Origin of the sequence: Cupriavidus sp. P-10, from assembly GCF_003402535.2 — a bacterium.
Classification (GTDB): domain Bacteria; phylum Pseudomonadota; class Gammaproteobacteria; order Burkholderiales; family Burkholderiaceae; genus Cupriavidus.
In genome coordinates this window covers 121,592-138,288 of record NZ_AP025170.1, presented here as the reverse complement: position 1 = coordinate 138,288, position 16,697 = coordinate 121,592, and the positions used below count along the sequence as shown (strand labels likewise).

The 16,697-nt window shown below is 67.3% G+C and carries 16 protein-coding genes; all 16 read right to left on the bottom strand.

Features of this window, described 5'->3' with window-relative positions; genetic code table 11:
• Positions 1-4: 4 nt before the first annotated feature.
• The 16 genes from bioD to CTP10_RS00555 all read right to left on the bottom strand — a co-directional run bounded on the left by bioD (position 5) and on the right by CTP10_RS00555 (position 16,606).
• Positions 5-742, bottom strand: coding sequence for a dethiobiotin synthase (gene bioD / locus CTP10_RS00630; RefSeq protein WP_116316860.1), 738 nt, complete (start codon positions 740-742; stop codon positions 5-7).
• Positions 739-1,953 carry an 8-amino-7-oxononanoate synthase gene (bioF, locus tag CTP10_RS00625; protein ID WP_116316859.1) on the bottom strand — a complete coding sequence of 405 codons (1,215 nt, stop codon included), beginning with the start codon at positions 1,951-1,953 and terminating at the stop codon, positions 739-741. Before bioF ends, bioD begins: the two co-directional genes overlap by 4 nt.
• On the bottom strand, positions 1,943-3,355 hold the full coding sequence (gene bioA, locus CTP10_RS00620; RefSeq protein WP_116316858.1) for an adenosylmethionine--8-amino-7-oxononanoate transaminase: 1,413 nt from the start codon (positions 3,353-3,355) through the stop codon (positions 1,943-1,945). The genes bioF and bioA overlap by 11 nt, the downstream gene beginning before the upstream one ends.
• A 337-nt stretch (positions 3,356-3,692) precedes the next feature.
• Complete coding sequence (locus CTP10_RS00615) at positions 3,693-4,481, bottom strand: enoyl-CoA hydratase/isomerase family protein (RefSeq protein ID WP_116316857.1); 789 nt, start codon at positions 4,479-4,481, stop codon at positions 3,693-3,695.
• Positions 4,482-4,525: 44 nt separating this feature from the next.
• Positions 4,526-5,416: a dienelactone hydrolase family protein gene (locus CTP10_RS00610; protein ID WP_116316856.1), complete on the bottom strand. Its 891-nt coding sequence runs from the start codon at positions 5,414-5,416 to the stop codon at positions 4,526-4,528.
• 81 nt (positions 5,417-5,497) lie between these two features.
• Positions 5,498-7,105 carry a carboxyl transferase domain-containing protein gene (locus CTP10_RS00605; RefSeq protein ID WP_271815441.1) on the bottom strand — a complete coding sequence of 536 codons (1,608 nt, stop codon included), beginning with the start codon at positions 7,103-7,105 and terminating at the stop codon, positions 5,498-5,500.
• An 89-nt stretch (positions 7,106-7,194) separates the two neighbouring features.
• A complete protein-coding gene (locus CTP10_RS00600; RefSeq protein WP_116324001.1) occupies positions 7,195-7,623 on the bottom strand; it encodes a YchJ family protein in 429 nt (142 codons plus the stop codon).
• On the bottom strand, positions 7,620-8,306 hold the full coding sequence (locus CTP10_RS00595) for an HAD family hydrolase (RefSeq protein ID WP_116324002.1): 687 nt from the start codon (positions 8,304-8,306) through the stop codon (positions 7,620-7,622). Before CTP10_RS00595 ends, CTP10_RS00600 begins: the two co-directional genes overlap by 4 nt.
• A complete protein-coding gene (locus CTP10_RS00590; RefSeq protein WP_116324003.1) occupies positions 8,303-8,971 on the bottom strand; it encodes a 2-hydroxychromene-2-carboxylate isomerase in 669 nt (222 codons plus the stop codon). Before CTP10_RS00590 ends, CTP10_RS00595 begins: the two co-directional genes overlap by 4 nt.
• Positions 8,972-9,091: 120 nt before the next feature.
• Positions 9,092-10,222 carry an acyl-CoA dehydrogenase family protein gene (locus CTP10_RS00585; protein ID WP_116324004.1) on the bottom strand — a complete coding sequence of 377 codons (1,131 nt, stop codon included), beginning with the start codon at positions 10,220-10,222 and terminating at the stop codon, positions 9,092-9,094.
• Positions 10,223-10,252: 30 nt separating this feature from the next.
• The gene (locus tag CTP10_RS00580) at positions 10,253-10,933 is read right to left on the bottom strand and encodes an SDR family oxidoreductase (RefSeq protein WP_116324005.1); all 681 of its coding nucleotides are present in this window, start codon (positions 10,931-10,933) and stop codon (positions 10,253-10,255) included.
• 78 nt (positions 10,934-11,011) lie between these two features.
• Positions 11,012-12,190 carry an acetyl-CoA C-acetyltransferase gene (locus CTP10_RS00575; RefSeq protein WP_116324006.1) on the bottom strand — a complete coding sequence of 393 codons (1,179 nt, stop codon included), beginning with the start codon at positions 12,188-12,190 and terminating at the stop codon, positions 11,012-11,014.
• A gap of 80 nt (positions 12,191-12,270) precedes the next feature.
• Positions 12,271-12,942 carry a carbonate dehydratase gene (gene can / locus CTP10_RS00570; RefSeq protein ID WP_116324007.1) on the bottom strand — a complete coding sequence of 224 codons (672 nt, stop codon included), beginning with the start codon at positions 12,940-12,942 and terminating at the stop codon, positions 12,271-12,273.
• Entirely contained in the window at positions 12,939-14,762 is a 1,824-nt protein-coding gene (gene aceK, locus CTP10_RS00565; RefSeq protein WP_116324008.1) for a bifunctional isocitrate dehydrogenase kinase/phosphatase, read from the bottom strand. The genes can and aceK overlap by 4 nt, the downstream gene beginning before the upstream one ends.
• 130 nt (positions 14,763-14,892) lie before the next feature.
• Positions 14,893-16,074, bottom strand: coding sequence for an isovaleryl-CoA dehydrogenase (locus CTP10_RS00560; protein WP_271815440.1), 1,182 nt, complete (start codon positions 16,072-16,074; stop codon positions 14,893-14,895).
• 37 nt (positions 16,075-16,111) lie between these two features.
• Positions 16,112-16,606: a PaaI family thioesterase gene (locus CTP10_RS00555; protein ID WP_116322386.1), complete on the bottom strand. Its 495-nt coding sequence runs from the start codon at positions 16,604-16,606 to the stop codon at positions 16,112-16,114.
• Positions 16,607-16,697 lie beyond the last annotated feature (91 nt).

Here is a 16,697-nt window from a genome sequence, read left to right as displayed (position 1 = left end):
TGGTTCAGGCGGCAAGGCCGGCGGCCTCGGCCTGGGATTTGGCGGTGGCGGCGAACAGCGGAGCGAGGTCGAGGCGTGTCGCGGCGGCGGCGGGCTCCAGTTGCCAGGGCAGCTCGCCCAGACACGGCGCGTCCAGCGATGCATGCAGCGTGGCGATGTTCTCGTCGGCGAGCAGCATGTCGGGATCGATCCGGTTGGCGATCCAGCCGGCCAGCAACAGGCCGCGCGCGCGGATCGCTTCGGCGGTGAGCACGGCGTGGTTGAGACAGCCGAGGCGGATACCGACCACCATCACCACCGGCAGGCCCAGCATCACGGCCAGGTCGGCGGTGCTCCAGCGCACGGCGCCGGCATCAAGCGGGACGTGGAAACCGCCCACGCCCTCCACCACCACGGCGTCGGCCTGCTGGCGCAGCGCGTCGAAGGCGGCGCGGATCGGCGCGCGGGTGATGCGCACCCCTTCCTGCGCCGCGGCCAGGTGCGGCGAGCACGGCGTGCGCAGCAGGAACGGGCAGGTATGGCCGAGCGGCACCGTCACGGAGCTGGCGGCGCGCAACTGCGCCACGTCGTCGTTGTGCCAGTGGCCGTCGCGCCAGTCGCTGCCGCTGGCGACGGGCTTCATGCCCGCGCTGCGGTAGCCGGCGCCGTTCAACGCATGCAGCAGCGTGGCGCTGGCGTGGGTCTTGCCGACGCCGGTATCGGTGCCGGTGACGAAGCAGGCGAAGTTGCGCGGGGCGATCATGCTGCCTCCTTGCGCGGCATCGCCTCGGACAGGGCGTCGAGCAGGCGACGCACGTCGGCCTCGTCATGCGCGGCGCACAGCGTGATGCGCAGCCGCGCCGTGCCTTCCGGCACGGTCGGCGGCCGGATCGCGCCGACGCGGATGCCGCCGGCCTCCAGTGCCGCCGACAGTGCCAGCGACGCGGCGTTGTCGCCAATGATCAGCGGCTGGATCGCGGTCTGGCTCTCGCCCAGCGACCAGCCGGCGCTGGCGGCCAGCCGTGCCAGCCCCTCGCGCAGCAGCGCGATGCAGCGCGTCAGTTGCGCACGGCGTTGCCGGCCTTCCTCGCCTTCGATGATCGCCAGGCTGGCCAGCAGCGCATGCGCCACCGCCGGCGGCGCGGCCGTGGTGTAGATGTATGGCCGCGCGGTGTTGACCAGGTGCTCGATCACGGTCTCATGCGCGGCGACGAATGCGCCCGCCACGCCGGCTGCCTTGCCCAGCGTGCCGATATAGATAAAGCGCTCGGACGACAGTCCCAGCGCTTCCAGCACGCCGTGGCCCTGCTCGCCCAGCACGCCGAAGCCATGCGCGTCATCGACGATGATCCACGCGTCGTAGCGCTCGGCCAGCGCCAGCAGCTGGCGCAGCGGTGCGACATTGCCGTCCATGCTGAACACGCTGTCGGTGACGATCAGCTTGCGCTCGCTGGTGCTGGCCGCCAGCAGCGCTTCCAGCGCGGCGGTGTCGCAATGCGGGTAGCGCTGCACGTCGGCGCGTGCCAGCCGGGCGCCGTCGATCAGCGAGGCATGGTTGAGCGATTCGCAGAAAAGCGTTGCGCCCGCCGTGCCCAGCGCGGTCAGCACCGCCATGTTGGCCATGTAGCCGGTGCAGAAGTACAGCGTCTGCGCGTGCGGGATATGCGGCGCGAACCAGCGTGCCAGTTCTTCCTCCAGCTGCGCATGCGCCAGCGAATGGCCGCTGACCAAATGCGACGCGCCGCTGCCGGCGCCGTAGCGGTGCGCGCCTTCCGCCAGCGCGGCGATCACCTTCGGATGGTTGGCCAGTCCCATGTAATCGTTGCTGCAGAAAGTCAGCAGCGGCTGCGGTTGCGCATCGACGGCGCCCACGGCCTGGTGCGGCGCGCACGCGGTGTGCGCGATGCGGCGGCGGCGCGTCAGGGCCAGTTGCTGGCGCTGTGCGGCGGCCTGTTTCAGTTGTTCAAGCAGCATGGCGAACCTCCGCGCTGGTGGTGACATCGTCGAGCGTGGCCAGCAGTTGCTGGCCCAGCCAGCTTGCCTGCGCGGCATCGAATACATAGGGCGGCAGCACGTACAGCGTGTTGCCGATGGGCCGCACCAGCAACTCGCGCGCCCGCGCGGCATGGTGGAAACGCGATGAGAATTCCGCGCCGGCCACATCGTCGCGCACATCGGCGGCCCAGATCAGGCCGCGCTGGCGTACGTGCTGCAGGCGCGCGTCGGCAGCCAGCGGCGCCATCGCGTCGGCCAGCCAGCGGGCGCGCTGGCGGTTCTGTTCGATCACGTTGTCCTGCTCGAACAGGTCGAGCGTGGCCAGCGCGGCGCGGCAGGCCAGCGGGTTGCCGGTGTACGAATGCGAATGCAGGAAGCTGCGCGCGAGTTCGTCGGCGACGAAGGCGCGCTGGATCTCCGGGCGCGACAGCACCAGCGACAGCGGCAGGTAGCCGCCGCTGATGCCCTTGGACAGGCACAGGAAATCGGGCCACGCATGCGCGGGCAGCGGCGTCTCGGCCGAGGCCTCGCCGCGCGACTGTTCCCACGCGAAGAAGGTGCCGGTACGCCCGCAGCCGACCGCGATCTCGTCGGCAATCAGGTGGACGCGATAGCGATCGCACAGTGCGCGCACGCCGTCGAGGTAGGACGGGTCATGCATCGCCATGCCGGCGGCGCCCTGCACCAGCGGCTCGACGATCAGCGCGGCGACCTGGCCGGCGCGCTCGCGCAGCAGCGCTTCCAGTTCAGCCAGCGCGCGCGCGGACACGTCGGCGGCCGATTCGCTGCGCAAGGCCTGGCGCGCGTCGGGCGACATCACCACGTGGGCGCGGCGGATCAGCGGGTCATAGGCGTCGCGGAAGATTTCCACGTCGGTCACCGCCAATGCGCCCACGGTCTCGCCGTGATAGCCATTGCGCAGGCAGACGAACTCGCGCTTGGCCGGCAGACCGGTGTTGCGCCAGTAGTGGAAGCTCATCTTGAGCGCGATCTCGACCGCCGAAGCGCCGTCCGAGGCGTAGAACACATTGCCGAGCGCCCCGCCGCTCAGCGCGGACAGGCGCTCGGCCAGTTCCACCGCGGGGGCATGCGTGCAGCCGGCGAGCATCACATGCTCGAGCGTTTCCAGCTGGCTGGCCAGCGCGGCGTTGATGCGCGGGTTGGCGTGGCCGAACAGGTTGACCCACCACGAGCTGGTGGCGTCGAAATAGCGGCGGCCGTCGGCATCGAACAGCCACGGGCCTTCGCCGCGCACGATCGCCAGCGGCAGCGCATCGTCATCGGGGCGCAGCCGCGTGCACGGGTGCCAGACCGCGTTGCGGCTGCGCTGGCCTAGCGACTGCGCCGGCGCTTCGCCTGGAAAAAGGGACGGGTGATCCAAGGTAGCCCTCCTTTGTTGACCGTCCGGGTGCCTGGCGTTGCCGGCTGGGCCGGGTGCGCGATGTGGGCGGACGGGTTCGGGAGGGTCATGTTATGAATGTCCCCTTGCGGTTGGCAATGTTGCCGGTTTTTTTGGTTTGGGGGTGGTTTAGCCGGACTTGGGGGATGTTATTGGGGTGAAGCACCAGTCTTGCGGTTAGCGTGCAGCGATCTTCACGCAAAATTCCGCGAGCTTTTTTCGGTGCTGCAAGCGTCCGGTGTGCTGCAGCATGACTTCCCTCTCCCGTCAGGCGACGTCAGGCGGGAGAGGGGAGCAAACACGCGGCTGGATTAAGGCCTCAGGCCGGCCGCCACGCCGGCGACCGCTTCTCCAGGAACGACCGCACGCCTTCCTTCCCTTCCTCCGACGACCGGATCTTTGCGATCCGGTCCGCCGTATCCGCCAGCAGGTCGTCGTCGATCACCTGCCCCGCAATATCCTGCACCAGCCGCTTGCTCTCGCGCACGGCGTTGGGGCTGTTGCCGACCAGCGCGGCCGCCAGTTCAGCCACCTTGGTGTCAAGCGCTTCAGCCGGCACTACCGCGTGCACGAATCCCAGCCGCAGCGCCTCGGCCGAGTCGAAGCGCTCGGCGGTGATGAAGTAGCGGCGGGCCGCCTGCTCGCCCATGGCGCGGATCACGTACGGGCTGATGGTGGCGGGCAGCAGCCCCAGGCGCGCTTCGGACAGGCAGAAATGCGCGTGCTCGGCGGCCACGGCGATGTCGCACGCGGCGACCAGTCCCATGCCGCCGGCGTAGGTGTCGCCCTGGATGCGCGCGATTACCGGGCGCGGGCACGACCAGACCGTATGCAGCATCTGCGCCAGCGTGAGCGCATCGGCGCGGTTCTGGTCGTCGGAATAGCCGGCCATCTTCTTCATCCAGTTCAGGTCGGCGCCGGCGCAGAAGGCCGGACCGTTGCCGGCCAGCACGATGGCGCGCACCTCGTCCATGTCGCCGAGCGCGCGGAAGGCGCCGGTGACTTCGGCGATCACGGTCTCGTTGAAGGCGTTGCGCACGTCGGGCCGGTTCAGCGTCACGGTGGCGACGTGGTTGGCGATAGTGACGGTGAGGGTGGTGAAGTCCATGGTTCGCTCCGTTGGCGGATGTCTGAATGGTTGGCGGGTACGGCTCAGGAGCCGGTCTCGAACGGCAGGCCGAGCGAGTGGAAGAAGTCGGCGACCTCGGGCAGCCACAGCGGGATACCTTCGCGCGCGCTGAACACCCGGTGCGAGTCGTTGCTGAACTCGCCCACGTCGAACAGCCGTGCATTGGCCGCTTCGCCCTTGGCCTGCGCCTTGTATGCGTTGAACATGCGGCCGGGCAATGGCACCGGCCAGTAGCTGTCGTTGTCGCCGTACACCCACAGCGACGGGTAGCGCGCCGCGACGCCGTAGCTGGCGAAGGCGTCCACCAGCCGGTCTTCCCAGTCCGCGCAGTTAAGGTTGCGCAGCCCGCCGGCAAAGTTGACCACGCCGCGCACGCCGGGATAGCCGATGGTGCTGAAGGCCATCGTGGTCAGGCCGCCATGCGATTGCCCGATCACCACGATGCGCTCCATGTCGATATAGGGCAGCGTGGCCATGTAGTCGAGCGTGGCGACCACGTCGTCAGCCTGCATCATGCCGTTGGCCTCGATGTCGCAACTGCCGCCCACATAGGCGCCGCCCGAGCGCGCGAAGCCCTGCCGCATCGGCAGCACCACCACGTAGCCGCGGCGCAGGAACTCGGCGCTCTGCGCCGGAAACCGCGCGCGCCCCTGGGTGAAGGGCCGGCCCGGCGCCTTGCCGTGGTTGATCACCACCAGCGGGAACGGCCCTTCTCCCGGCGGCTTGAACACCGTCGCCTCCAGGTCGATGCGTGACGGGATGGCAGCCTTGGGCAGCATCACCACTTGCTCGGTGAAGCGCATGCGCGGCACAGCCTGCCCGGTGCCGGCCCCGGTCTGCGCCGGCGCCGGCAGGGCCGGCAGCAAGGCCAGCACCGTGGCAAGGCAGGAAAGCAGGCGGGTCACGCAACGCATGGGAGTAGCAGCCAAAAAACCGATGAAACCGATAAAGCCAATGAAACCAGTAAAGCAGACAGGGCCGATGCCCTGCCGGCACTACATGCGGAACACGCCGAACTTCATGTCCTCGATCGTCGCGTTCAGGCTGGCCGACAGGCCCAGCCCCAGCACCGTGCGCGTCTGCGCGGGATCGATCACGCCGTCGTCCCACAGCCGCGCGCTGGCGTAGTACGGGTGGCCCTGGTGCTCGTACTGGTCGCGGATCGGCTGCTTGAAGGCGTCTTCCTCTTCCGCGCTCCACTTGCCGCCCTTGCCCTCGATGCCATCGCGGCGCACCGTCGCCAGCACGCTCGCGGCCTGCTCGCCGCCCATCACCGAGATGCGCGCGTTCGGCCACATCCACAGGAAGCGCGGCGAATACGCACGGCCGCACATGCCGTAGTTGCCGGCACCGAACGAGCCGCCGATGATCACGGTGAACTTGGGCACCTGCGCGGTCGCCACCGCGGTCACCATCTTGGCGCCGTTGCGGGCGATGCCTTCGTTCTCGTACTTGCGCCCCACCATGAAGCCGGTGATGTTCTGCAGGAACACCAGCGGGATCTTGCGCTGGCAGCACAGCTCGATAAAGTGCGCGCCCTTCAGCGCCGACTCGGAGAACAGGATGCCGTTGTTGGCGACGATGCCGACCGGGTAGCCCCAGATGCGCGCGAAGCCGCATACCAGCGTGGTGCCGTAGCGCGCCTTGAACTCGTCGAACTCGGAGCCGTCGACGATGCGCGCGATCACCTCGCGCACGTCATAGGGCTTGCGCGTGTCGGTGGGGATCACGCCGTACAGTTCTTCCACCGGGTACAGCGGTTCGGCCGGCTCGTGCAGGCGGATCTGGTCCGGCTTGCGGCGGTTCAGGTGCTGCACGATATTGCGCGCCAGGCTCAGCGCGTGGTGGTCGTTCTGCGCAAAGTAGTCGGCCACGCCGGACAGGCGCGTATGCACGTCGGCGCCGCCCAGGTCCTCGGCGCTGACTTCCTCGCCGGTGGCGGCCTTCACCAGCGGCGGGCCGCCCAGGAAGATGGTGCCCTGGTTCTTGACGATGATCGACTCGTCGCTCATCGCCGGCACGTAGGCGCCGCCTGCGGTGCAGGAACCCATCACCACCGCGATCTGCGGGATGCCCTGCTTGGACAGGTTGGCCTGGTTGTAGAAGATGCGGCCGAAGTGGTCGCGATCGGGGAACACGTCGTCCTGGTTGGGAAGGTTGGCGCCCCCGGAATCGACCAGGTAGATGCACGGCAGGTTGTTCTGCTCGGCGATCTCCTGCGCGCGCACGTGCTTCTTGACCGTGATCGGGTAGTACGTGCCGCCCTTGACGGTGGCGTCGTTGCAGACGATCACGCACTCCTGCCCGGCCACGCGGCCGATGCCGGTGATGATGCCGGCGCCCGGCGCGGCATCGTCATACATGTCGTAGGCCGCGAGCTGCGACAGCTCCAGGAACGGCGTACCAGGATCCAGCAGCATCTGCACGCGGTCGCGCGGCAGCAGCTTGCCACGCGACAGGTGCTTGTTGCGCGCGTCGTCACCGCCGCCCTGCGCCAGTTTTGCGATCTTCGCCTTGAGGTCGGCCACCAGTTCCCGCATCGCGTCGGCGTTGGCCTTGAACGATTCTGAGCGGGCGTTCAGTTTGGTTTCCAGCGTGGGCATCGTATCGTCTCTTCGTGCTTGGGTCTTGGTGGGGATCTGTCCAGCCTGCGCTGCGGGCGTGGGGTGGAGGCCCGGCTATGTGGCGATGCTCATGGCGCTTCCCCGATCATGTCGCCATCCACATAGAGCCAGCGCGGCGCTTCGTCGGGCGCGCGCGGCTCGCACACGAAGCGGCTGCGCTCATGCAGCCGCCAGGCGCGCCCGCCAACCTTGTAGCGCGCGACGAACTCCACCTCGGCATGGGTATCGTCCTGCTGCGCGTGCGTCTTCACCGACAGCCCGAGCCAGCGCGTGGCGGTATCCGGCAGAAGATCGGCCGGACAGGTAGACGGATGCCATGTCTGGCGCAGCCAGTCGGTGTCGTTCAGCACATAGGCGCTGTAGCGCGAGCGCATCAGCGCCTCGGCATTGGGCGGCAACGCCTCGCCGCGATGGAAGCGGCCGCAGCACGCGGCATAGTCGGCGCCGCCGCAGGGGCACGGCGCCGGACCGGCCTTGGGCGGGCGGCGCGCTGTCATCCCACCAGCTCCGGCAGGTCGCGCATGTCGGTGAAGAGCGTATGCGCACCGGCTTCGCGCAGCGACGCGGCGTCGTTGCGCGCGGCGTAGCCGAACACCGTCATGCCGGCCGCCACGCCGGCGGTGACGCCCGTGGGGCTGTCCTCGACCACGGCGCAACGCGCCGGCTCAACGCCCATGGTGCGCGCAGCCAGCAGGTACACGTCGGGCGCGGGCTTGCTGCGCGCCACTTCGGTGGCGGAAAAGATATGCTCGCGCTCATCTTGCTGGAACAGCTCGACCAGCCCGGTCTTGGTCAGCTGCAGCTTGACCTTGATGCGGTCCGCGCCGGACGCCACGCACACCGGCATGCCGGTGGCCGCGATCCTGGCGATGGCGTGGCGCACGTGCTCCACCGCCGCCACTTCGGCCTCGAGCACCGCGTTGCGGCGCGCCAGCCAGGTCGACAGCCAGTTCTCGGGCAGCGGCGCGCCGCGCATGCGCTCGATCATGCCCAGTTCCTCGCGCACGGCGCGGCCGAGGAACAGGCGCGTGGAGTCTTCCACCGAGATCTCGATGCCAAGCTCGTTCAGCATCTGGTTGAGCACGCGGTTGACGATGGGCTCGCTGTCGACGAGCACGCCGTCGCAGTCGAAGATCACGCAATCGAAACGGCCGGAGTGGCCAGGGGTTACTGCGGTCATGCGGATGTCTTTTCCTTGTTGTCCAGGCTGCTTGCCACACCAGGTACGGCCCGGAGTTCAGTCTGGCGGCGCGCCTTCAGGTGCGCCTCGACCTGTTCGAAACGGTCGAAGCCCCAGAAGGGCTCGCCGTCGATGATGACGAAGGGCGAGCCGAACACGCCCTTGGCCATGGCCACGTCGATCTCGGCCTTGAGCTGGTCCTTGATCTGGTAGCTGGTGGCGCCGACGTCCATGGCCTGCACGTCGATGCCCAGCGGCTCGGCCAGCTTCATGATCTCGGCCGGCTCGGCGATATTGATGTCGTCGACGAACAGCGCGCGGTACACCGCCTTGGCGAAGGCCGCGGCAATATCGTCGCCGTGATGGTTCTGCAGCCACAGCATCGCGCGGGCGGCATGCGTGGTCGGCAGCGGGAAATGCGTGGGCCGCTTGTACTCGATGCCGTGGAAGCGCGCGGTGCGCTCGAAATCGCGCCAGCTGTAATCGCCCTTGAGCGGCAGTTGCGGCAGCGGCGACGCGCCAGTGGTCTTGAACACGACACCCAGCAGGATCGGATGCCAGGCGACGATGCGGCCGTACTTCTGCGCCAGTTCATCGATGCGGGTGCTGGCGAAATAGCCGTAGGGCGAGGAGAAATCGAAGTAGAAGTCGATCGCTGCGGTCATGTCGGGGGCCTTGTTCTTGTGTTGGCGATTCGGTTGGCGATACCGGAGACGGGGGTCGTGCCGCCTGTTGCCGGGGGCGCCGGCGGCACTTGGCATCATCGTACGCTTTTTAAGCCCGTGTTAGGCCAGTGCGCGCGCAATCAGGATCTTCTGGATGTCGCTGGTGCCCTCGTAGATCTGGCACACGCGCACGTCGCGGTAGATGCGCTCGACCGGGAAGTCGCTGACATAGCCATAGCCGCCGAATACCTGGATCGCATCGGAGCAGACCCGCTCGGCCATCTCGCTGGCAAAGAGCTTGGCCATCGCGGCTTCTTTCAGGCACGGCCGGCCGGCATCGCGCAGCGCCGCGGCGTGCCACACCATCTGGCGCGCGACGTCGATGCGCGTGGCCATCTCGGCCAGCCGGAACTGCACCGCCTGGTGCTGGAACAGGGGCTGGCCGAAACTCTCGCGTTCCTTGGCATACGCCAGCGCCGCTTCAAACGCCGCGCGCGCCATGCCGATGCTTTGCGAGGCGATGCCGATGCGCCCGCCTTCCAGCCCGGACAGCGCCATCTTGTAGCCGCCGCCCTCGTCGCCCAGCAGGTTGGCGGCAGGCACGCGGCAGTCCTCGAACAGGATCTGCGCGGTGTCCGACGAATGCTGGCCGAGCTTGTCTTCCAGCCGCGCCACCACGTAGCCCGGCGTCGATGTCGGCACGATAAACGCGCTGATGCCGCGCTTGCCGGCGGCCTTGTCGGTCACCGCCAGCACGATCGCCACATCGGCGTTCTTGCCGCTGGTGATGAACTGCTTGACGCCGTTGAGCACGTAGCCGTCGCCGTCGCGGACCGCGGTGGTGCGCAGCGCCGAGGCGTCAGAGCCCACGTGCGGCTCGGTCAGGCAGAACGCGCCCAGCATCTCGCCGCGTGCCAGCGGCACCAGCCACTGTTGCTTCTGCGCTTCGCTGGCGAACGACATCAGCATGCTGCACACCGGGCAGTTGTTGACGCTGATGACGGTGGAGGTGCCGCCGTCGCCAGCCGCAATCTCTTCCAGGATCAGCGCCAGCGACAGGTAGTCAAGGCCGGCGCCGCCGTATTCCTCGGGCACGGCCACGCCATACGCGCCCAGCGTCGCCAGTTCGCGATGCACGTCCTTGGGGAAGGTCTTGTCGCGGTCCCACTGCGCGGCCTGCGGCGCGATCACCTCCTGCGCAAACTGGCGCACGGCGTCGCGGATCATTTCCTGTTCGGGGGTCAGCAGCATGTCGATGGTCGGTTGGTCGTGCGCGCGCGATCACCAGGGGATCGGCGTGCCGTCGTAGTTGTGGAAGGTGCCGTTGTCGCGCCGCTTGACGCCGGCCAGCACCTGGCGCATGCCCTTGACGCTCTGCTGCACGGTCAGGTCGGCTTCCTGGCCGCCCATGTCGGTCTTGACCCAGCCCGGGTGCAGCGCGACGCAGGTTGCGTGGCGCGCGTCGAGCGACACCGCGCGCAGCGCCGCATTGGCGCCGGCCTTGCTGACGCGGTACAGCCAGCTGCCGTTGTGCTCCATCCCGCCAATGCTGCCCATGCGCGAGGACAGCACCGCCAGCACGCCGCCATGACCGGACTGGCCGGCTTCGACGTAGGGCAGCACCAGCGGCAGCGCCATCATCGGGCCGAGCACGTTGACGTGCATCACCTGGTCGAACTCCTGCGGCGTCACCGGTTGCGCGCCTTCGGTGCGCGGGCCCAGCACGCCGGCGTTGTAGATCGCCACGTCGAGCGCTTCGCCGTCAAGCTTCCAGCCGAGCCCGGCGACCGCGCCGGGGTCTGACAAATCGACCTGGTGGGCTTCGGCACCAAGCGCCTGCAACTCGCCCACGCCTTCCGGCGAGCGTGCCGCCGCGATGACGCGCCAGCCGTCGGCGCGGTACTGCCGGACAAATTCAAGGCCGATGCCGCGGGAGGCACCGAGGATCAGGACGGTTGGCAAGGCTGGGCTCCTTTTTCTGGTTTTACTCTCCTCTCCCACTTATGGGAGAGGGGAGACAACAAGCGGGAAGGAAAAGCGTTACAGGATCTCGATCCCCACCGCCGTCGCTTCGCCGCCACCGATACACAGGCTCGCCACGCCACGCTTGCCGCCGGTCTTGCGCAGCGCGCCGATCAGCGTGGTCATGATGCGCGCGCCCGAAGCGCCGATCGGATGCCCCAGCGCACACGCGCCGCCGTGGATATTGACCTTGTCGCGCGGGATCTTGAGGTCGTGCATCGCGGCCATCGGCACCACGGCAAAGGCCTCGTTGATCTCGAACAGGTCGACACTGTCGGTGGTCCAGTCCAGCTTGCGGTACAGCTTGGCAATCGCTTCCACCGGTGCGGTGGTGAACCAGCCAGGCGCCTGCGCGTGCGTGGTGTGGCCCAGCATGCGGGCGATCGGCTGCAGGCCCAGCTGCTTCGCGGTGGACGCGCGCATCATCACCAGCGCCGAGGCGCCGTCGTTGATCGACGACGACGATGCGGCGGTGATGGTGCCGTCCTTGGCAAAGGCCGGCTTGAGCGACGGGATCTTGTCGAGCTTGATGCGGCGCGGGCCTTCGTCGGTGTCGATCACGGTGTCACCACCCTTGCCCGACACCGTCACCGGCGTGATCTCCCAGCGGAAGTCGCCGTTCTCGGTGGCCTGCTGCGCGCGGCGCACGCTTTCCATCGCGAACTCGTCCTGCTGCTGGCGCGTGAAGCCGTACTTGGCGGCGCAGTCCTCGCCGAAGGTGCCCATGGCGCGGCCCTTGTCGTACGCGTCTTCCAGGCCATCGAGCATCATGTGGTCGTAGACCATGCCGTGGCCGATGCGGTAGCCGCCGCGGCCCTTCGGGATCAGGTACGGCGCGTTGGTCATGCTTTCCATGCCACCGGCAACCGCGACGTCGAACGAGCCGGCGATCAGGCCGTCATAGACGGTCATCGCCGCGCGCATGCCCGAGCCGCACATCTTGTTGACGGTGGTGCAGCCCACGCCCAGCGGCAAGCCCGCGCCCAGCGCGGCCTGGCGTGCCGGTGCCTGGCCCTGCCCGGCGGGCAGCACGCAGCCGAACACCACTTCTTCAACCTGCTCGGGTTTCAGGCCGGCGCGCTCGACCGCCGCGCGGATGGCGGCGGCACCAAGCTGCGGCGCGGTGACGCTGGCGAATTCGCCCTGGAACGCAGCCATCGGCGTGCGGGCGGCTGAAACGATGACGATCTCTTCCATGTCGGGTCTCCTGGATCGGTGTATGTGTGCGGAAGTGGTGGCGGATGTGGTGGCGGATGTGGTGGCCGGTATGCGCGCTCTCAGCGGATCGACGCCTGCGGCGGATCGCCGTATTGACGGTAGGCCGCGGCGAGCTGCTCGTGCAGTTCGTCGTTGTTGCTGGCGGCCATGCCCAGGTCGCGCAGCAATCCGTCGGACACGCCGTAGATCCAGCCGTGCACCGTGACGGCCTGGCCGCGGTCCCAGGCGTCCTGGATCACCGTGGTCTGGCAGATATTGCTGACCTGCTCGATCACGTTGAGTTCGCACAGGCGGGTATGGGCGTCTTCCTCGCGCAGGATGGTGCCGAGGTAGGCCTCATGCTTGTCGGCCACATCGCGCACATGGCGCAGCCAGTTGTCGGCCAGGCCGATGCGCTCGCGCTTGAGCGCGACCTTGACGCCGCCGCAGCCGTAGTGGCCCACCACGGTGATATGGCGCACCTTGAGCACTTCCACGGCGAACTGGATCACCGACAGCGCGTTCAGGTCGCTGTGCGCGATCACGTTGGCGATATTGCGGTGGACGAACACCTCGCCCGGCGCCAGCCCCAGGATCTGGTTGGCCGGCACGCGCGAATCGGAGCAGCCGATCCACAGGTATTCCGGCGCCTGCTGGTTGGCCAGGCGAGTGAAGAACGCGGGATCTTCCGCGTTGACGCGGTCCACCCAGTCGCGGTTGTTGCGGAACAGTTGGGCGATGGCGTCACTCATGCGACTCTCCTTGCAGGGTCGGCGGCAGGCAGCACGGCGGCAGCGCCGTAGCGGTTGATGAATCGCTCTGTAGGGTGATAGGCAAAGAAGTCATGGACATGTCCGGCAAGCAGCCGGTCCTTGTGGCCCTGCCACATGGCAGGGTCGAAAAAGTCCGCATGGTGCCGCAGGAACGCCGCGCGCACGCGCGCGTCGCCCAGCAGGAACGTGCGGAAGGTCTCGGGAAAAATATCGTGCGGACGTACCGTGTACCAGACCTCGCCCGACATCTCCTCTTCCTCGTTGCGCGGCTGCGGCACGTGGCGGATATTGCAGTCGGTCAGGTACTCGATCTCGTCGTAGTCGTAGAACACCACGCGCCCGTGCCGCGTGACGCCGAAGTTCTTGTACAGCATGTCGCCCGGGAAGATGTTGGCGGCCATCAGTTCCTTGATGGCGTTGCCGTATTCCAGCACGCCGTGCTCGACCTGCTCGTCGGAGCCTTCCTGCAGGTAGATGTTCAGCGGCGTCATGCGGCGTTCGATATAGACGTGGCGCACCACGATCTCCTCGCCGCCCTGCTTGCCGCGCTGGTATTCGATCATCGACGGCGCATGCTGCTCGAACTCGCGCACCAGCGCTTCGTCGAAGCGCGACAGCGGGAACGCCACGTCAGAGTACTCCAGCGTATCGGCCATGCGGCCGACGCGGTCGTGCTGCTTGACCAGCTGGTACTTGGACTTGACCAGCTCGCGCGTGGTTTCCTTGGGCGCCGGGAAAAAATCCTTGATGACCTTGAACACGTACGGGTAAGACGGCAGCGTGAACACCAGCATCACCAGCCCGCGGATGCCGGGCGCGACGATGAACTTGTCCGACGAATGCTGCAGGTGGTGCAGGTAATCGCGGTAGAACAGGTTCTTGCCCTGCTTCTGCAAACCCAGCGTCGTGTAGATCTCCGCGCGCGGCTTGCGCGGCATGATGTCGCGCAGGAAGGTCACGTAGGCCGACGGGATCTCCATGTCGACCATGAAGTAGGAATGCGTGAACGAGAACAGGATCAGCAGCTGTTCCTTCTTCAGCAGCACGGTGTCCAGCACCAGCTGGCCTGACGGGCCGTGGATGATCGGGATCGCCAGCGGGAAGGTGCGGTCGCCGTTCAGGATCCGGCCGATGATGAAGGCCGACTTGTTGCGGAAGAACAGCGACGACAACGTGTGGATCTGGAAATTCGGCGCGATGCGGAAATCGCCGAAATGCTCGCTCATGGCGCGCACCACGTAGCCGATGTCGCGCTCCAGGTCTTCGAACGGGCGCTCCAGCTGGAAGTTGTGCACGATGCGCTCGAAGCACCCCGCCATGCCCGCGCGGCTGCCCGGGTAGTACGCGCGGAAGGTCGGGCGCGTCGGCGATTCCTCGTTCTCGATGTATTCGGTCGAGATCGCCGGACGCACGAAGATGAAATCGTTGTTGAAGTACGAGCGGTGCAGGATGCGCGTGCAGACCGAATTGAAGAAGGTCTCGGCCAGCTCGGGCTGGTGATGATTGGTCAACAGCCCGATGTAGTGCAGCTTGATCTGCTGCCAGATCTCGTCGTCGATGTTCTCGGCGTCGTACTCGTCTTCAAGGATGATGCTCGATTCGCGCACGCGTTCGTTGTAGAAGGCGATGCGGTCGCGCTGGATCTGCTGCAGCCCGTGCCAGTCGCCGCCCTCGAACTTGAGCTTGGCCTGGTGGCTGACCTCGCGGAACAGCCGGTAGTGCTTGTCGAACCCGTCGAGCATCGTTCTCGCCACATCGAAGGCAATCTGCGAGGAAAGCAGTTTGGGGAAGTGGGACATGGGTCGACGGGGGCGACTGCGTGACGGTCTTGCGACGGGTAGTGAGATTGTAAATGGGTTCTGGGGGAGCGCTCCGGATGCCCGGGGGCGCCGGAGGTGATTCCGGCGCCCCCGGCACCCCCGGCACCCCTTACATCGTTTCCGCGAACAGCTCGCGGCCGATCAGCATGCGGCGGATCTCCGAGGTGCCGGCGCCGATCTCATACAGCTTGGCATCGCGCCACAGGCGCCCGGCCGGGTATTCGTTGATATAGCCGTTGCCGCCCAGGATCTGCACGGTCTCGCCCGCCATCCAGGTGGCCTTTTCCGCCGTGTACAGGATCACCGCGGCGCAGTCCTTGCGCACCTGGCGCACGTGGCCGCTGCCGAGCGCGTCCAGGTTCTTGCCGACCGTGTACAGGTAGCTGCGCGCCGCCTGCAGCGTGGTGTACATGTCCGCCACCTTGCCCTGGATCAGCTGGAACTCGCCGATGCTCTGGCCGAACTGCTTGCGGTCGTGGATGTAGGGCGTGACCACGTCCATGCACGCCTGCATGATGCCAACCGGGCCGCCCGACAGCACCGCGCGCTCGTAGTCCAGCCCGCTCATCAGCACCCTGGCGCCGCCGTTTTCGGCACCAAGGATGTTCTCGGCCGGCACTTCCACGTCCTCGAACACCAGCTCGCCGGTGTGCGAGCCGCGCATGCCCAGCTTGTCCAGCTTCTGCGCCACCGAGAAGCCCTTCATGCCCTTCTCGACGATAAATGCGGTCATGCCGCGCGCGCCCAGCTCGGGCTCGGTCTTGGCGTACACCACCAGCACGTCGCAGTCCGGGCCGTTGGTGATCCACATCTTGGTGCCGTTGAGCACGTAGCGGTCGCCCTTGAACTCGGCGCGCAGCTTCATGCTGACCACGTCGGAGCCGGCGTTGGGCTCGCTCATCGCCAGCGCGCCGATCCATTCGCCCGACACCAGCTTCGGCAGGTATTTGGCCTTCTGCGCCGGCGTGCCGTTGCGGTGGATCTGGTTCACGCACAGGTTCGAATGCGCGCCGTACGACAGGCCGACCGACGCCGACGCGCGGCTGATCTCTTCCATCGCGATCATGTGCGCCAGGTAGCCCATATTGGCGCCGCCGTATTCCTCGGCCACGGTGATGCCGAGCACGCCGAGGTCGCCCATCTTCTTCCAGGCGTCCATCGGGAACTGGTCGGTGCGGTCGATCTCGCCCGCGCGCGGGGCCAGTTCGGCCTGGGCCCACGTACGCACGGAATCGCGCAGCATCTCGATGTCTTCGCCCAGATCGAATTTCAGGCCTGGCAGTTCGGTCATGTCGGTCTCCTGTTTGGATTCGGTTTGTATTCGTGCTTCAGACGTGGTCCAGGGTCTTGACCACGCACAGCGTCATCAGCATGGTGGCCACCTGCTTGCGGCGGCCCTGCTGCTCGACATAGACCTCGCCCTGCGCCACGATCAGCGTGCGCCCGGGCTTCAGCACCCGCCCCACCGCGACCAGGCGTTCGCCTTGCGCGGGGGACAGCAGGTTGATCTTGTATTCGGCGGTCAGGCCCGCCTCGCCCTCGCCCACCATCGACAGCGCGGCATAGCCGCAGGCGCTGTCGGCCAGCGCGCCAACCGCGCCGCCGTGGAAGAAGCCGTGCTGCTGGGTCACGCCGTCGGACCACGGCATCGCGATCTCGACTTCGCCGCGCTCCACCCGCTGCAGCGTGGCGCCGAAGCTGGTCATCAGCCCCTGGCGCGAGAAGCTGGTGGCGATGGCATCGGCGCGCGCTGCGGACAGCGCTTCGGGTTCGGCGAGTTCAGCGCGTTCGGCTGGCAGGGCACTGGCGTTGGCAGGCGTCATGGCAGGGTTCCGGGGTGAGGGCGTTGGAGTATTCTATTTACGTTTACGTAAACGTCAATCCGAATCGGCACGGAAGCCGTGCCAGGTGATG